The sequence below is a fragment of the Streptomyces sp. NPDC051211 genome (assembly GCF_040689505.1).
Classification (GTDB): Bacteria; Actinomycetota; Actinomycetes; order Streptomycetales; family Streptomycetaceae; genus Streptomyces.
The window spans coordinates 39,780-55,216 of the sequence record NZ_JBFBAV010000023.1 but is presented as its reverse complement, the minus strand read 5'-3'; the positions used below and the strand labels follow the sequence as shown (position 1 = coordinate 55,216).

The 15,437-nt window shown below is 71.3% G+C and carries 16 protein-coding genes; 8 read left to right on the top strand and 8 right to left on the bottom strand.

The window, feature by feature from the left end; genetic code table 11:
• Positions 1-35 precede the first annotated feature (35 nt).
• Together AB0447_RS22305 and AB0447_RS22300 are read right to left on the bottom strand one after the other, a co-directional pair.
• Entirely contained in the window at positions 36-620 is a 585-nt protein-coding gene (locus AB0447_RS22305) for a hypothetical protein (protein WP_366478454.1), read from the bottom strand.
• The gene (locus AB0447_RS22300; RefSeq protein ID WP_366478453.1) at positions 613-1,392 is read right to left on the bottom strand and encodes an alpha/beta fold hydrolase; all 780 of its coding nucleotides are present in this window, start codon (positions 1,390-1,392) and stop codon (positions 613-615) included. Before AB0447_RS22300 ends, AB0447_RS22305 begins: the two co-directional genes overlap by 8 nt.
• A 174-nt stretch (positions 1,393-1,566) precedes the next feature.
• On the opposite strand from AB0447_RS22300, the gene AB0447_RS22295 reads away from it, so the two are divergent.
• The 5 genes from AB0447_RS22295 (at position 1,567) to AB0447_RS22275 (ending at position 6,466) form a co-directional block, all read left to right on the top strand.
• The gene (locus tag AB0447_RS22295; RefSeq protein WP_366478511.1) at positions 1,567-2,298 is read left to right on the top strand and encodes a lysophospholipid acyltransferase family protein; all 732 of its coding nucleotides are present in this window, start codon (positions 1,567-1,569) and stop codon (positions 2,296-2,298) included.
• Between the two features lie 66 nt (positions 2,299-2,364).
• Positions 2,365-3,579 (top strand): DUF5931 domain-containing protein, encoded by a 1,215-nt coding sequence (locus tag AB0447_RS22290; protein ID WP_366478452.1) that lies wholly within the window; start codon positions 2,365-2,367, stop codon positions 3,577-3,579.
• Positions 3,576-4,256, top strand: coding sequence for a response regulator transcription factor (locus AB0447_RS22285; RefSeq protein WP_366478451.1), 681 nt, complete (start codon positions 3,576-3,578; stop codon positions 4,254-4,256). The genes AB0447_RS22290 and AB0447_RS22285 overlap by 4 nt, the downstream gene beginning before the upstream one ends.
• A gap of 119 nt (positions 4,257-4,375) precedes the next feature.
• Positions 4,376-5,404, top strand: coding sequence for a 6-phosphofructokinase (locus AB0447_RS22280; RefSeq protein WP_366478510.1), 1,029 nt, complete (start codon positions 4,376-4,378; stop codon positions 5,402-5,404).
• Positions 5,405-5,473: 69 nt separating this feature from the next.
• Positions 5,474-6,466, top strand: coding sequence for a 2-hydroxyacid dehydrogenase (locus AB0447_RS22275; protein ID WP_366478450.1), 993 nt, complete (start codon positions 5,474-5,476; stop codon positions 6,464-6,466).
• 157 nt (positions 6,467-6,623) lie between these two features.
• Here AB0447_RS22275 and AB0447_RS22270 read toward each other — a convergent pair whose 3' ends face one another.
• Both AB0447_RS22270 and AB0447_RS22265 read right to left on the bottom strand, forming a co-directional pair.
• On the bottom strand, positions 6,624-8,522 hold the full coding sequence (locus tag AB0447_RS22270) for an anthranilate synthase family protein (protein ID WP_366478449.1): 1,899 nt from the start codon (positions 8,520-8,522) through the stop codon (positions 6,624-6,626).
• 100 nt (positions 8,523-8,622) lie between these two features.
• On the bottom strand, positions 8,623-8,679 hold the full coding sequence (locus AB0447_RS22265; RefSeq protein ID WP_071528813.1) for a trp operon leader peptide: 57 nt from the start codon (positions 8,677-8,679) through the stop codon (positions 8,623-8,625).
• A gap of 101 nt (positions 8,680-8,780) precedes the next feature.
• Between AB0447_RS22265 and AB0447_RS22260 the strand changes: the two genes are divergently transcribed.
• Together AB0447_RS22260 and AB0447_RS22255 are read left to right on the top strand one after the other, a co-directional pair.
• A complete protein-coding gene (locus AB0447_RS22260) occupies positions 8,781-10,136 on the top strand; it encodes a class II 3-deoxy-7-phosphoheptulonate synthase (RefSeq protein WP_366478448.1) in 1,356 nt (451 codons plus the stop codon).
• A 154-nt stretch (positions 10,137-10,290) separates the two neighbouring features.
• Positions 10,291-10,533, top strand: a complete 243-nt coding sequence (locus tag AB0447_RS22255; protein ID WP_366478447.1) for a (2Fe-2S)-binding protein — start codon at positions 10,291-10,293, stop codon at positions 10,531-10,533.
• Here the strand turns inward: AB0447_RS22255 and bfr are convergent, their stop codons facing one another.
• Positions 10,534-11,010: a bacterioferritin gene (bfr, locus tag AB0447_RS22250; RefSeq protein ID WP_366478446.1), complete on the bottom strand. Its 477-nt coding sequence runs from the start codon at positions 11,008-11,010 to the stop codon at positions 10,534-10,536.
• Positions 11,011-11,164: 154 nt separating this feature from the next.
• On the opposite strand from bfr, the gene AB0447_RS22245 reads away from it, so the two are divergent.
• Positions 11,165-11,797 (top strand): sulfite oxidase-like oxidoreductase, encoded by a 633-nt coding sequence (locus AB0447_RS22245; protein WP_366478445.1) that lies wholly within the window; start codon positions 11,165-11,167, stop codon positions 11,795-11,797.
• A gap of 3 nt (positions 11,798-11,800) precedes the next feature.
• Here AB0447_RS22245 and AB0447_RS22240 read toward each other — a convergent pair whose 3' ends face one another.
• The 3 genes from AB0447_RS22240 to pknB form a co-directional block, all read right to left on the bottom strand.
• Positions 11,801-12,343: a DUF4396 domain-containing protein gene (locus AB0447_RS22240; RefSeq protein WP_366478444.1), complete on the bottom strand. Its 543-nt coding sequence runs from the start codon at positions 12,341-12,343 to the stop codon at positions 11,801-11,803.
• A gap of 81 nt (positions 12,344-12,424) precedes the next feature.
• On the bottom strand, positions 12,425-13,294 hold the full coding sequence (locus tag AB0447_RS22235) for a deoxyribonuclease IV (RefSeq protein ID WP_366478443.1): 870 nt from the start codon (positions 13,292-13,294) through the stop codon (positions 12,425-12,427).
• Positions 13,295-13,300: 6 nt separating this feature from the next.
• Positions 13,301-15,208 carry a Stk1 family PASTA domain-containing Ser/Thr kinase gene (pknB, locus tag AB0447_RS22230; protein WP_366478442.1) on the bottom strand — a complete coding sequence of 636 codons (1,908 nt, stop codon included), beginning with the start codon at positions 15,206-15,208 and terminating at the stop codon, positions 13,301-13,303.
• Between the last annotated feature and the right edge of the window lie 229 nt (positions 15,209-15,437).

Here is a 15,437-nt window from a genome sequence, read left to right as displayed (position 1 = left end):
GCGCACGCAGCCGCGGCCGGCCGCCCGGACACGTCCTAGACGACGGCGCCGCGGCCCGGGTCGTCGTCCTCGTCGTCGCCGTGGGCCATGCGGCCCACCAGCGTCGCGAAGCCGCCCAGGAAGCCGCCCACCCCCAGTGTGGTCAGCCACCACGTCATGTCCCAGCGCAGCAGCACCGCGAGCAGCAGCAGCACCGGCCCGCCCACCACCGCCAGCCAGGCGAACTTGGCCGTGGTGTCGGCGGCCGGCAAGGGCGGCGGCTCCGGCGGAACGAAGTGGCCCTCGTCGGACTCGTCGAGGTCGTCCTCGCCCGGCTCCGCCAGGGAGTGGTCGCGGGGCCCAGCCCCGCCCACGCCCGGGGCGAACACCACCGAGCTGCCCAGCGGGGCCGGCGGGGCCGCCGGCCCGGTGTCCTTCTCCGGCGGCTTCGCCCCGGCGGCCGGGGCCGGCGACTCCGGCAAGACGTCCTCCTCCGGCAGCAGCAGGTCCTCGATGGGCTTGAACGGCCGCGCCCCCGGCGGGTCCGGCGGCTCCTGTCCGTACCCGGCGACGATCGCCGCCCAGGCCGCTTCCTCGTCCAGCGGCGGGACGCCCCCCGACGGTTCCTCCTGCTCAGCCACCGGTTGCCGCCCCCTCCCTGTCGCCGGTTCCCGCGAGCCGGCCGATGAACGCATGACTGTCCGCGAAGATCCGCTCCGCATCATGGTCCAACGTCGCGACGTGGTAGCTCTGTTCCAGCAGGGTCTCGGTCACGTCCGTCGAGGACACCCGGGCCAGCACCCGGGCCGAGTCGACCGGCGGTACCACGTGGTCCTGCGGGCTGTGCAGCAGCAGCAGCGGCTGCGTGACCTGGGGCAGTTCCTTGTCCACGAGCTGCAGGAACTGCCGCAGAGAGTGCGCGGCCCGGGTGGGGACCCGGTCGTAGCCGACCTCCTCCGAACCGGGCTTGGCGATGTCGGAGGCGATGCCCGGGGTGGAGCGGATGAAGTGCTTGGCCACCGGCAGGGCCACGGCCAGCGGGTCGTGCACCTTGTTGGCCGGGTTGACCAGCACGAGCCCGCTGATCGCGTCCCCGTGCTTCGCCGCCAGCCGCAGGGACAGGGCCCCGCCCATCGACAGGCCGAAAACGAAGACCTTGGCGCACCGGTCCAGCAGGTCCCGCAGGGCCCGGTCGACCTCCGCGTACCAGTCCTGCCACCCGGTCATCTGCATGTCCTGCCAGCGCGTGCCGTGTCCGGGCAGCAGCGGCAGGGACACCGTCAGACCACGCTCGGCCAGATACTCGGCCCACGGCCGCAGTGACTGCGGGGAGCCGGTGAAGCCGTGGCAGAGGAGGACGCCGACCTCTCCGCCCTCGTGGCGGAACGGCTCGGCACCGGGGAGGACGGGCACCAGGATCTCCTTGAAGGCGGTGGGAAAGCGATGTTCGGGGCGGGTGCGCTGTGTGACTTCACCGTACGCGACGGGACAGGCACCGACCAGGGTCGTCGGGCCGCTCCGGGCACGACCACGGGATAAGGTCTGTTCGACGGACACAGGAAGGCTTTCGAGTTGATCTACGGCGCAATGAAGTTCTCCATCGGGGGTTCCCTGAAGCTCGCCTTCAGGCCGTGGGTGGAGGGCCTCGAGAACATTCCCGCCGAGGGGCCGGCGATCCTCGCGAGCAACCACCTGTCGTTCTCCGACTCCTTCTTCCTTCCGGCCGTGCTCGACCGGAAGGTCACCTTCATCGCGAAGGCGGAGTACTTCACGTCCCCCGGCGTGAAGGGGAAGCTGACCGCGGCCTTCTTCAAGGGCGTGGGCCAGCTCCCGGTGGACCGCTCCGGCGCCCGCGGCGCCGGTGAGGCGGCCATCAAGAGCGGCATCGAGGTCATCGAGCGCGGGGAGCTGTTCGGCATCTACCCCGAGGGCACCCGGTCGCCCGACGGCCGGCTCTACCGCGGCAAGCCCGGCGGGCTCGCCCGGGTCGCGCTGGCCACCGGCGCGCCGGTGATCCCCGTCGCGATGATCGACACCGAGAAGATCCAGCCGCCCGGCAAGGTCGTCCCGAAGCTGATGCGCCCGGGCATCCGGATCGGCAAGCCGCTCGACTTCAGCCGCTACCACGGCATGGACGGCGACCGCTTCATCCTGCGCTCGGTGACCGACGAGGTCATGTACGAGATCATGAAGCTGTCCGGCCAGGAGTACGTCGACATCTACGCGACGGCCGCCAAGCGCCAGATCGCCGACGCCGAGAAGGCGGAGAAGGCGGAGAAGGCCGCCAAGGCCAAGGGCGAGCACAAGGGCGAGCACTAGGGCGACCACAAGGGCGAGGGCGCGGAGTAGCAGCGACGGGCGGGCCGCCCGCGAGGGGTGGGGGAGATGGCGAAACGCGAGCGCGTCGTGCGCATGTCGGTCGAGCAGCCGCTGTGGCGTGCGCTGACCGCCTACCGCGTGATCACCATGGTGTACGCGGTCCTGCTGTTCGCCTCCGCCCATCGGGACTTCCAGCGCCCCGGGCTCGCCATCGGCTACCTCGCACTGCTCGCCGTCTGGACCCTGGCCACCGTCCCCAAGGTGGCCAACGCGGCCCGCTGCACCCGGCGGTTCCTGGGCGCCGACCTCACCGTCGCGCTCATCGGCATCCTGCTCACCCCGCTCGTCGACGCGCACGAGCGGATCGCGGCGGGCGGCCCCACCCTGCCCTCCATCTGGACCGCCGGCTCGGTCCTCGCCTTCGCCATCAAGGGCGGCTGGCGCTGGGCGGGCTTCGCCTCCTCCTTCGTGGCCGTGGCCAACATCGTCCAGCGCGGCGAACCCACCCGGGACACCCTGCACAACGTCCTGCTGGTGTGGGTGGCGTCCATCGCCATCGGGTACGTCGTCGAGGTCGCCCGCGCCAGCGAGGCCACCCTGGCCCGCGCCCTGGAGATCGAGGCCGCCACCCGCGAGCGGGAGCGGCTGGCCCGCGACATCCACGACGGGGTCCTCCAGGTCCTCGCCATGGTGCAGCGGCGCGGCAGCGAGCTCGGTGGCGAAGCCGCCGAGCTCGGCCGGATGGCGGGCGAGCAGGAGGTGGCGCTGCGCACCCTGATGTCCAGCGGGCTGGTGCCGGCCTCCCGGGTCTCCCACGATGCGGCGCGCGGCGCACTGGTCGACTCGGTCGAGGTGGCCGAGCCCGGTGCCGACGAGGGCGAGCTGGACCTGCGGAGCCTGCTGGCCCCGCACGCCGGATCCCGGGTCAGCTTCGCGGAACCCGGCACACCGGTGCCGCTGCCGGCGCCGGCCGCCCGGGAGCTGGCCGCCGCTGTCGGTGCCGCCCTCGACAATGTGCGCAAGCATGCCGGGGACGGGGCGAGCGCCTGGATCCTGCTGGAGGACTGGGGCGACGAGGTGATCGTCACCGTCCGGGACGACGGACCGGGCATTCCGCCCGGCCGTCTCGACCAGGCGGAGGGCGAAGGCCGGATGGGCGTGGCCCTGTCCATCCGCGGCCGGCTGCGCGATCTCGGCGGCACCGCCGAGCTGGTGTCCGTACCGGGCCAGGGCACCGAAGTGGAACTGAAAGTACCCAGGGGGAGGACGGACACCCGATGAGCGAGACCCACGGCAACGGCCACATCAAGGTGATGGTCGTGGACGACCATCCGATGTGGCGGGACGCCGTCGCCCGCGACCTGGCCGCGGCCGGCTTCGACGTGGTCGCCACCGCCGGCGACGGGCCGCAGGCGGTACGCCGGGCCCAGGCGGTCGGCCCCGACGTGCTGGTCCTCGACCTCAACCTGCCCGGCATGCCCGGGGTGCAGGTCTGCAAGGAGCTGGTGGGCGCCAACCCCGCGCTGCGGGTGCTGGTGCTGTCGGCGAGCGGCGAGCACGCCGACGTACTGGAGGCGGTGAAGTCCGGGGCGACCGGCTACCTGCTGAAGTCCGCCGCGGCCGAGGAGCTGATCGAGGCGGTGCGCCGGACCGCCGTCGGCGACCCGGTGTTCACCCCCGGTCTGGCCGGGCTGGTGCTCGGCGAGTACCGGCGGCTGGCCACGGACCCGGCGCCGGCCGCCCCCGACGAGCCGAAGGCCCCGCAGCTGACCGACCGGGAGACCGAGGTGCTGCGGCTGGTCGCCAAGGGCCTGTCGTACAAGCAGATCGCGGAGCGGCTGGTCATCTCGCACCGCACCGTCCAGAACCACGTCCAGAACACCCTGGGCAAGCTGCAGTTGCACAACCGGGTGGAGCTCGTCCGTTACGCGATAGAGCGCGGCCTCGACGACGCGTAATCCTGGCGGGTGAACCTGGCGTACACAACGCCTCGTAATTCCACCGGAATTGGCCCTTCGTGCTCGCGCGCTGTGACCTGAGTCTCACTAGCGTGACCGTCATGGCGAAGGGAGATTCCATGAAGGTCGGAGTGCTGACCGGCGGCGGCGACTGCCCCGGTCTCAACGCGGTCATCCGGGCCGCCGTCCGCAAGGGCGTGCAGGAGTACGGATACGAGTTCATCGGCTTCCGCGACGGCTGGCGCGGTCCGCTCGAAGGGGACGTCGTCCCCCTCGACATCCCCGCCGTGCGGGGCATCCTGCCGCGCGGCGGCACCATCCTCGGCTCCTCGCGCACCAACCCGTTCAAGACGGAGAACGGGGTCCGCGGCATCAAGGAGAACCTCGCCAAGTACGAGGTGGACGCGCTGATCGCGATCGGCGGCGAGGACACCCTCGGGGTGGCGGCCCGTCTGCACGGGGAGTTCGGAGTGCCCTGCGTCGGGGTCCCGAAGACCATCGACAACGACCTGTCGGCCACCGACTACACCTTCGGTTTCGACACCGCCGTCGGCATCGCCACCGAGGCCATCGACCGGCTGCACACCACCGCCGAGTCCCACATGCGGGTCCTGGTGGTGGAGGTGATGGGCCGGCACGCCGGCTGGATCGCCCTGCACTCGGGGCTCGCGGGCGGCGCGAACGTCATCCTCATCCCCGAGCAGCGCTTCGACATCGACCAGGTCTGCGCCTGGGTGACCTCCCGGTTCAAGGCGAGTTACGCGCCGATCGTGGTGGTGGCCGAAGGGGCCATGCCCAAGGACGGCGAGATGGTCCTGAAGGACGCGACGAAGGACTCCTTCGGGCACGTCCGGCTGTCCGGTGTCGGCGAATGGCTGGCCAAGGAGATCGAGGCCCGCACCGGCAAGGAGGCCCGGACCACCGTCCTCGGCCACGTCCAGCGGGGCGGCACGCCCAGTGCGTACGACCGGTGGCTGGCGACCCGCTTCGGGCTGCACGCGATCGACGCGGTGCGCGACGGGGACTTCGGGAAGATGGTGGCGCTGCAGGGCACGGACGTGGTGCGGGTGCCGATCGCGGAGGCGACGTCGAAGCTGAAGACGGTGGATCCGGAGCTGTACCGGGAGGCCGGGGTGTTCTTCGGCTGAGCCGCGACGCGGGACGCTGCCACGGGTCGTATCGTGACGATTCGAGCCGTACGACCTGTGGGAGCGACCGTGGAGATCCTGGCATTCGGCGTGCAGGCGGACGAGAAGCCGCTTCTCGAGAAGGCGTTCACCGGCCGGCACGAGGTCCGCTGCCTGGACGTCTTCCTGGGCGAGGACACCGCGCCGATCGCGGCCGGCTACGAGATCGTCTCCTCCAGCGTGAACGCGGACCTCAACGGGCGGGTCCTGCACACCCTGGCGGACGGCGGGACGAAGATGATCGCCCAGCGGTCCACCGGCTTCAACAACATCGACCTGGACGTCGCCCGCCGGCTCGGGCTGACCGTCAGCCGCGTCTCCTACTACTCCCCCTACTCGGTGGCCGAGTTCGCCTGGACCCTGGCGATGGCCGTCAACCGCAACATCGTCCGCGCCTCGAACCGCACCCGGGACTTCGACTTCCGGCTGAACGGCCTGATGGGCCGGGACATGCGGGGCCGCACCGTGGGCGTCCTGGGCACCGGGAAGATCGGCGAGGCCTTCACCCGGATCGCGGCCGGCTTCGGCATGAACCTGCTGGGCTGGGACGTGGCGGAGAACCCGGCCTGTGTGGAGCTGGGCATGAAGTACGTGGACAAGGAAGCCCTGTTCGCGCTCTCCGACCTGATCAGCCTGCACGTACCGCTGCTGGACTCCACGCACCACCTCATCGACGCGAAGGCGCTGCGGACGATGAAGGACGACGCGATCCTGGTGAACTCCAGCCGCGGCGGCCTGGTGGACACGGAGGCGCTGGTCGCCGAACTGCGGGCGGGCCGGTTCGCGGGGGTCGGGCTGGACGTGTACGAGGCGGAGAGCGGGCTCTTCTTCACGGACCGGTCGCTGGGGGTGGTGGAGGACGACACGTTGGCGCGGTTGATGACGTTTCCGAACGTGGTGGTCACTTCGCACCAGGCGTATTACACGCACGACGCGGTCGGCCAGATCATCGATGCGACGGTCCGGAACGTGGCGGACTACCTGGCAGGCCGGCACAGCGAAAACACGCTCTCGCCGGCATGACCCGCTGCGTCGTACCGTGCGGCGCCGTTGCCGGGGGCGCTGCCCCCGGACCCCCGCGCCTCAAACGCCGGCGGGGCTGGGTGGGCGTTTGAGGTGCGGGGTCCGGGGCGGAGCTCCGGTTCGGGAAGGGGCGGGGAGGGGAAAAGGCCCCGCAGGGCTACGCCGGGGTTCGGGTGGTTACGCCCGACAGCAGGTCGCGGAGGAGGTCCGCGCCGCGGAGGGTGAGGACCGATTCCGGGTGGAACTGGACGCCCGCGAAGCCGGGGCCCCGTAGCGCGTGCACCTCCCCGGTGCCGGGATCGCGGGACACCTCCACCCCCCGCTCCACCAGGCGCCCGGCCAGCACCGCGTCGCAGGCGGCCGCATACGTGTTGTAGAAGCCGACCACCTCCGACCCCCCGAACAGGTCGATCCGGCTCTGCGCGCCCTGCGCCGGCTCCCGCTTCCGGACCAGCGGAAGCCCCAGCTCGGCCGCCAGCAGTTCATGGCCCAGGCAGACCCCGAGCAGGCCGTGCCGGTGTCCGGTCAGCAGCTCCGCGGCCAGGGCCCGCAGCAGCCGCATCTTCGGGTCCGCGGAGTCCGCCGGGTTCCCGGGGCCCGGGCCGAGGACCACCGGGCCCGGGTGGGCCAGGGCCGCGGCGCGCAGCTCCGGATCGTCGTAGCGGCGTACCGTCACGGTGAACCCGGCCACCCGCAGGACGTGCGCCAGCATCGCCGTGAAGGTGTCCTCCCCGTCCACCACCAGCGCATGACCCGCCGGCGCCGCCGGCCGCTCCTGCATCCGCAGCCAGAACGGGGCCAGGTCCGCCCGGCGCGCGGCGAGCGCCGCCTGGACCCGGGGGTCGTCCGCGAGCCGCCCGGCCCCCTCCCGGGAGGCCCGCGGGCCGGCCGGCCGGACCCCCAGCGCGGCCAGCACGCCGGCCGCCTTCGCATGGGTCTCGGCGACCTCCCCGGCCGGGTCGGAGTGCCGGACCAGGGTGGCGCCCACCCCCACCTTCAGGGTGCCGTCGGCGGCGATGTCGGCGGTCCGGATGAGGATGGGGGAGTCCAGGGTCTGGCCCCCGGCCGCGTCCCGGCCGAGCAGGGCCAGCGCCCCCGCGTAGTAGCCCCGCCCGTCCCCGTCCCCGCGGGGCTCGTACCGCTCGATCACCCGGCAGGCGTTCTCCACCGGCGAGCCGGTCACGGTGGCCGCGAACATGGTCTCCTTCAGGACCTCCCGCACGTCCAGCGAGGAGCGCCCGCGCAGCTCGTACTCGGTGTGCGCCAGGTGGGACATCTCCTTCAGGCGCGGCCCGACCACCACCCCGCCCCGGTCGCCGACCGTGCACATCATCTTCAGTTCCTCGTCGACCACCATGGAGAGCTCCTCGGTCTCCTTGCGGTCCGCGAGGAAGGCCAGCAGCGAGTCCACCGAGGGCCCCTCGGCCGGATAGCGGTAGGTCCCGCTGATCGGGTTCATCACGACGGTCCCGCCGGACATCCGGACGTGCACCTCCGGGCTGGCCCCGACCAGCGTCCGTGCGCCCGTGTGCACGACGTACGTCCAGTACGCCCCGCGCTCGGCGGTCAGCAGCCGGCGGAACAGGGCCAGCGCGTCGGCCCGGCCGAAGCCCTCGATCCGGCCCCGGTAGGTGCGCCGGATGACGAAGTTGGCGCCCTCGCCGCGGCCGATCTCGTCCTCGATCACCCGCTCGACGGTGGACGCGTACTCCTCGTCGCCGACGTCGAAGGCGCCCCCGGTGACCGTGACCGGGTGCGCGGGCAGCGCGGCCAGGGCCTCGGCGAGCGGGATCCCGTACGCCTCCTCGGCGACCAGCACGCTCAGCGGGGTCCCGTCGTCGCGTACGTCGAATCCGCGCTCGCGGATCTGCCGGAACGGGACCAGGGCCAGGGTGGGCAGCTCGCCGACGGGCAGGTCGGCCAGCCGGTCCGCCTCGTGGACGGGGCCGACGAGCACCTCGACGGTGTCGTGGTCGCGGCCGGGGGTGCGCCGCCGGAGCAGGGCGAAGGGCGGGCAGCCGGGGTCGAGCAGCCGGCTGAGGGGGCTGTCGGTCATGGGGGCGGGTTCCTTCCGGAGGAGGATGGAGAGGAACGGCCCCGGACAAGCAGAAAGGCCGCCCTCGGGCGGCCTTCGCGTCGGTATCGGGTACGCGCAGTCAGTGGGCCGCCGGATGAGCGGTCCACCACCAGTTCTGGGTCGAATGCGCGAACATGCCGCAAACCCTACATGGACATCGGTGTGACCTGACAGACATGCGTCTCACGTTGTGGGCAGCGGGCCGGACCGCGACATTCAGCCCGTAATGTTTACGAGGTGACCGTGAACGCAGAAACCCAAGCCCCCGCCGCCAAGGCGACCTGGCGAGATCTTCCCGCGGCGCAGCAGCCTTCGTACCCCGATGCCGAGGCTCTGCGCGCTGTCGTCGCGGACCTCGAGTCGTATCCTCCGCTCGTTTTCGCGGGTGAGTGCGACCAGCTGCGCGCCCGTCTGGGAGCCGTCGCCAAGGGCGAGGCGTTCCTGCTCCAGGGCGGCGACTGTGCCGAGGCCTTCGATGCCGTGTCCGCCGACCACATCCGAGCCAAGCTGAAGACGCTGCTGCAGATGTCGGCCGTCCTGACCTACGCGGCCTCCGTGCCCGTGGTCAAGGTCGGCCGGATCGCCGGCCAGTACTCCAAGCCGCGCTCCAAGGACACCGAGACCCGCGACGGCGTGACCCTGCCGACCTACCGCGGCGACTCGGTCAACGGCTTCGCCTTCACCGAAGAGGCCCGCGTCCCGGACCCGGAGCGGCTGAAGCGGATGTACCACGCCTCCGCCTCCACGCTGAACCTGGTGCGCGCCTTCACCACCGGTGGCTACGCCGACCTGCGCCAGGTGCACGCCTGGAACCAGGACTTCGTGAAGTCCTCCCCGTCCGGGCAGCGCTACGAGCAGCTCGCGCGGGAGATCGACAACGCGCTGAACTTCATGAAGGCCTGTGGCACCGACCCGGCCGAGTTCAAGGCGGTCGAGTTCTACGCCTCGCACGAGGCGCTGCTCCTCGACTACGAGGGTGCGCTGACCCGCACCGACTCGCGGACCGGCAAGCTGTACGACACCTCCGGCCACATGGTGTGGATCGGTGAGCGCACCCGCCAGCTGGACCACGCGCACATCGAGTTCTGCTCGCAGATCGCCAACCCGATCGGCATCAAGCTCGGCCCCACCACCACCGTGGACGAGGCCCTGACGTACATCGACCGGCTGGACCCGGAGCGTCAGCCGGGCCGGCTGACCTTCGTCGTCCGGATGGGCGCCGACAAGGTCCGCGACAAGCTCCCCGAGCTGGTCGAGAAGGTCACCGCCTCCGGTGCCACCGTGGCCTGGGTGACCGACCCGATGCACGGCAACACCTTCGAGGCCGCCTCCGGCCACAAGACCCGCCGCTTCGACGACGTGCTCGACGAGGTCAAGGGCTTCTTCGAGGTCCACAAGGCGCTGGGCACCCACCCGGGCGGCATCCACGTCGAGCTCACCGGTGACGACGTCACCGAGTGCGTGGGCGGCGGCGACGAGATCTTCGTCGACGACCTGCACCAGCGCTACGAGACGGCCTGCGACCCGCGGCTCAACCGCAGCCAGTCCCTGGACCTGGCGTTCCTGGTCGCCGAGATGTACCGCGATCAGTAAGTACTTTCCTACGACTGTGGGGCGTGGATCTGTGATCCGCGCCCCACAGTCGTATTCAGGTCTTTTAGGTGACCCTAACTTTGGGTACGGTTAGGTAAGCCTCACCAAAAGGGGATGGCTCGCACGACCCGTTCCTGCCCGGGAGGTGAACCGCGTGTACGTCTGCTCTTGCTTCGGTATCACCGACCAGCAGGTCAAGGAACACGCGGCTGCCGGGGCCTGCACCCCCCGCCAGATAGCCTCGGCCACCAAGGCCGGCACGGACTGCGGATCCTGCGTACGCACCATCCAGGGCCTCCTCGGCCGGGGCGCGTGCCCGCGCCGCGAGCTGCTGGAGAGGGGCAAGACCCCGGCCGTCGCCCTGGCCCCGGAGTCCGAGCTGGCCGGCGCGGCCTAGCTATTCCGGCTGCTCGACCAGCTGCGCGATGTAGAGCGGCTCACCGAGGGTCTCGATGAGCTCCAGCTGGGTGTCGAGGTAGTCGATGTGGTGCTCCTCGTCGGCGAGGATCTCCTCGAAGAGGCGGGCGGAGGTCACGTCCCCCTTGCCGCGCATCACCTCGATCCCGCGCTTGAGCCGGTCGATCGCCTCGACCTCGACCTGCCGGTCGGCCTGGAACATCTCGGTGAGGGTCTGGCCGACCCGGACGTGGAAGAGCCGCTGGTAGTTCGGTAGCCCGTCCAGCATGAGGATGCGCTCGGTGAGCTTGTCCGCGTGCTTCATCTCGTCGATGGATTCTTCACGCGTGTACTTGGCGAGCTTCGTCCAGCCCTTGTTGTCCTGGATGCGGTAGTGCAGCCAGTACTGGTTGATCGCCGTCAGCTCACCGGTGAGCTGTTCGTTCAGAAACTCGAGGACCTCGGGGTCGCCCTGCATCGCAGAGGCTCCTTCCAAGCAAGAGAACCGGCAGGTGCGCGCATCCTTGCACCGCTGCCGGGGGTCGTCCAGTAAGTGCCTCCTTAGTAGGAGTTGCCCGAATCAGGGCTAAACCTGGTCATGACCACCCTTGCCAGTCTGTCACCATGGAGTCATGGGTCAGCCGGAAAGCCGGGAATCTCCGGGAGCAGAGCAGCTGGAGCTTCCTCCGGGGCAGCGGCTGCAACGCGGCTGGCCGGTGACGCACTACGGTCCGGTGCCCAAGTTCAAGCCCGACCGGTGGGAGTTCCGGGTCTTCGGCGCCACCGCCGACGGTGAGAAACACTGCTGGAACCACGAGGAGTTCTCGGCGCTGCCGTTCGCCTCGGTGGTCGCGGATCTGCACTGCGTTACGAAGTTCAGCATGCCGGGGGCCGAATGGGGCGGTGTGCTCGCGCGTACCGTGCTGGAGCTCGCCCCGCCGTCGCCGCAGGTCACCCATGTCATGGTGTGGGCCGAGTACGGCTTCAGCTCCAACATGCGGCTGTCGGACTTCGCTTCGGAGCGGACGGTCTTCGCCACCCACCAGGGGGGTGAACTGCTGACCGCGGAGCACGGGTTCCCGCTGCGGCTGGTGGTTCCGCACCTGTACGCCTGGAAGGGGCCCAAGTGGGTCCGCGGCGTGGAGTACATGACCGCCGACCGCCGCGGCTTCTGGGAGGAGCGCGGCTACCACAACATCGGCGACCCCTGGCGCGAGCAGCGCTACTCGTACCAGGAGGAGCCGGGGGACGGTCCCGAACTGTAGTTCTCAGTGGTACTGGTGGACCACGGCGTGACCCTTGCCGCGGCCGATCATCCACTTGTTGACGGGCACCGTGATCACGAAGGCGGCCGCCAGGGCGATCGCCAGCACGATCCAGAACAGCGGCGCCGACAGGTGCGCGTCCATGGCCCCGGGCCACAGGGCGATCACGCTGTTGTCGATCAGCTCCATCACCGCGATGGACAGAGTGTCGGCGGCCAGCGCCACCCGGACGGCGGTGCGGAAGTCCACGCCGGCGCTCAGGATGCCGCGCAGGGTGAAGGCGTAGCCGAAGAAGAACGCCAGGACGATCGCCAGGACCATGGTGGGGACGTTTCCCCAGCCCAGCGCGGTGCCGATGACCATCCCCAGCACCTCGCCGATGGCGCAGCCGGTGAGGCAGTGCAGGGTGGCCTTCGCCGCCATGGCCCAGCTGACCTTGCCGTGGCCGTGGTGGCCCTGGTGGCCCTGGTGGCCGTCGTGGCCGTCGTGCGTGTCGTGTCCGTGGTGCGCGTTGTGCTCGTGATGTGCATGGTGTGCGTGGTCCATCGGAACCCCCTGGGAACGCCGGAGCAACGGTCCTGTCGGATACCCAGAACCGTATACCCCCCAGGGGTATTCCTCAAGGGATCACCCCAGGCCGCGCAGCTCCTTCAGCAGGGCCACGTCCGCCGCGTGCCCCTCCTTGCCGCCCGGCGTCTCGATGATCAGCGGTACGCCGTCCATCTCGGCGTGCGTGAACAGCTCGGCGAAGGCCTCGCGCCCGATGTGCCCGGCGCCGATGTTCGCGTGCCGGTCCTTGTGCGCGCCCACGCCCTCCTTGGAGTCGTTGGCGTGGATCAGCTTCAGACGCCCCGCACCCACCGTCTCCACCAGCAGGTCCAGGGTCTCCTTGGTCCCGCCCGGCCCGGCCAGATCGTGGCCCGCCGCGAACACGTGGCAGGTGTCGAGGCAGATCCCGAGCTTCGGATGGGCGTCCAGCGCCTCGAAGTACGGCCCGAAGTCCCAGGTCCGCGAGCACAGCGAGGACCCCTGGCCGGCCGTGGACTCCAGCAGCAGGAACGGGTCGTCCTCGTGCGTCAGCTCGTCCAGCAGCGGCAGCATGTGCTCCCTGACCTGCGCGAGCGCCACCTCGCGCGGCCGCCCCCCGGTCGCGGAACCGGTGTGCACCACCACGCCCAGCGCGCCGATCTCCCGGCCCCGGCGCAGCGAATGCCGCAGCGACTCCACCGACTTCTCGACGGTCGCCTCCGTGTGCGAGCCGAAGTTGATCAGGTACGGCGCGTGCACGTACGCCGGGATGCCCTCGGCCGCGCACTGCGCGCGGAACAGCTCGTCCTGGGCCGGATTTCCGGCCGGGGTGGCCCAGCCGCGCGGGTTGGCCACGAAGACCTGCACGGCCTCAGCGCCCATCTCCCGGGCATAGCTCAGCCCGACCGAGGCGAGTCCGCCGGCGACGGGCACGTGCCCGCCCACTGGATTGCGTACGGCGTCGTTCACGTGCGGCTACAGCCCCTTGGTCCGGATGGTGATCGTGCTGCCCTCGGGGGCGGTCTGGCCGCCCGGCACCGACTGGCTGTCCACGGTGTTCGAGAAGGAGAGGAAGGGCCGGTCCACCTTCACCTTGAAGCCGGCGCCCTCCAGGGACCGCCGGGCCGTGTCCACATCCCGGCCGGTGACGTCCGGAACCTGGACCGCGCGGGGCCCCTTCGACACCGTCAGCGTCACCGTGTCCCCGGCCGCCGCCTGGGTGCCGGCCGCCACCGACTGGTTGGCGACCCGGCCGGCCGGCTCCGGCGAATTGACCTGCTCCGGCGCCAGCTCGACCTTCAGGCCGAGCCTCTCCAGACCCGACCGGGCCTGCTCCACGGACTGCCCGACGGTGCTCGGCACGGGCACCGGGCGGCCCTTGCTGACCACGATCGCGACCGCGGTGTCCGGGGCGCGCTTGTCGCCGGCCGCCGGATCGGTGTTGATCACGGCGCCCTGCGGGATGCCCTCGCTGAAGGCCTGGGTGACCATGCCGGGCGCCAGGCCGTCCTTGACCAGCTCGGCCTTGGCGGCCTCCAGCGGCTTGCCCTTCACGTTCGGTACGGACACGACCTCCGGCCCGCGCGAGACGATCAGGGTGACGGAGCCGTTCCCGCGGATCTGCTTCCCGGAGGCCGGGTCACTGCCCATCACGGTGCCGCGCTCGAAGGTGTCGCTGAACTTCTTGTCGATCCGCTTCACGCCCAGCCCGGACGCCGACAGCTGCTCCCGGGCCTGTGGCTCGGTCTTCCCCAGCAGGTGGGGGACCTGGGTGAACTGGCCGGAGCTGATGTACCAGACGCCGGTGCCCAGACCGAGGGCCAGCAGCACCCCGGCGACGGTCAGGAACAGGCCGCGCCGGGACGGGCGTACCGGCGGGGCCGCGGGCGGGTGCGGGGGCGGCGGCAGGGTCTCCAGCCGGGAGGTGTGCTGCGGCCGGTGCCGGGAGGGCACCGGCCGCGGGATCACCCCGGTGCGGTCCTCCGAAGCGGACCGGTCCTCGGCGCGCTCCTGCGGCGGTACGGCGTCCAGCTCGGCGTCGGTCAGCCCGGCGCGGGCTTCCCGGGCCAGGCCCAGCAGGACCACCGCGTCGTGCGGGCGCAGCTCGGGGGAGCGGGCGGTGGCGTGCGCGACCAGCCCGTCCAGGCCGGCCGGGAGGCCGGGCACGGCGGCGGAGGGCGGCGGCACGTCCTCGTGCAGGTGCTGGTAGAGCACCTGGGCCGGGGTGCCGCCGGTGCGCGGTTTCGCGCCGGTGAGCATCTCGTACAGGACGACACCGCAGGCGTAGACGTCGACGCGGGTGTCGGTGGCGCCGTTCTCGATCTGCTCCGGGGCGAGGTAGGAGACGGTGCCGAGGACCGAGCCGGTGGTGTTCGTGACCGAGTCCACGCTGCGGACCAGCCCGAAATCGGCGACCTTGACCCGGCCGTCGTCGCCGATCAGCACGTTCTCGGGCTTCATGTCCCGGTGCACGAACCCGGCCCGGTGGGCGGCGCCGAGGGCGGCGAGGACGGGCTCCAGGATGTCCAGTGCGGCCCGGGGGCGGAGCGCGCCGCGCTCCCGGAGCACATCGCGCAGGGTGCAGCCGGAGACGTACTCCATGGCGAGGTAGACGTAGCCGCCGTCGGTGCCCTGGTCGAACACGGCGACCACGTTGGGGTGGGCGAGCCGGGCCACGGACTTCGCCTCCAGGATGAACCGGTCGACGAACCCGTGGTCGGCGGCGAGTGCCGGGTGCATCACCTTGAGGGCGAGGACGCGGTCCAGGCGGGTGTCGAGGGCGCGGTAGACCGTGGCCATGCCGCCGACCGCGATGCGGGCGTCGATGCGGTAGCGGCTGTCGAGCAGGCGCCCGACGAGGGGGTCATCCAGGGTCGTATCCACCCGGCGATTCTACGAGCGCCGGGTGCGGGCCCTGCCCGGCCGGGTGCCCTTGCAGCGCAGCTGTGACGTGGCTGCCGCCCGGCCGCCGCTGCGCGGGCCTGTCCCCCCTACCCGCCCCTTCCCCCTGTGCCTGATATGCGGCTCCGCCGCGTGGGGGGGCTCCGCCCCGGACCCCGCGCCTCGAACGCCGACGGGGCTGGATTTTCCAGCCCGTCCGGCGTTTGAGGAC

What these genes read in the sequence shown, in the direction of transcription:
- AB0447_RS22295 (WP_366478511.1), top strand. Translation starts at nt 1,567, where the DNA reads ATGAAGTTCTCCATCGGGGGTTCCCTGAAGCTCGCCTTCAGGCCGTGG.
- AB0447_RS22290 (WP_366478452.1), top strand. Translation starts at nt 2,365, where the DNA reads ATGGCGAAACGCGAGCGCGTCGTGCGCATGTCGGTCGAGCAGCCGCTG.
- AB0447_RS22285 (WP_366478451.1), top strand. Translation starts at nt 3,576, where the DNA reads ATGAGCGAGACCCACGGCAACGGCCACATCAAGGTGATGGTCGTGGAC.
- AB0447_RS22280 (WP_366478510.1), top strand. Translation starts at nt 4,376, where the DNA reads ATGAAGGTCGGAGTGCTGACCGGCGGCGGCGACTGCCCCGGTCTCAAC.
- AB0447_RS22270 (WP_366478449.1), bottom strand. Translation starts at nt 8,522, where the DNA reads ATGACCGACAGCCCCCTCAGCCGGCTGCTCGACCCCGGCTGCCCGCCC.
- bfr (WP_366478446.1), bottom strand. Translation starts at nt 11,010, where the DNA reads ATGCAGGGCGACCCCGAGGTCCTCGAGTTTCTGAACGAACAGCTCACC.
- AB0447_RS22245 (WP_366478445.1), top strand. Translation starts at nt 11,165, where the DNA reads ATGGGTCAGCCGGAAAGCCGGGAATCTCCGGGAGCAGAGCAGCTGGAG.
- AB0447_RS22240 (WP_366478444.1), bottom strand. Translation starts at nt 12,343, where the DNA reads ATGGACCACGCACACCATGCACATCACGAGCACAACGCGCACCACGGA.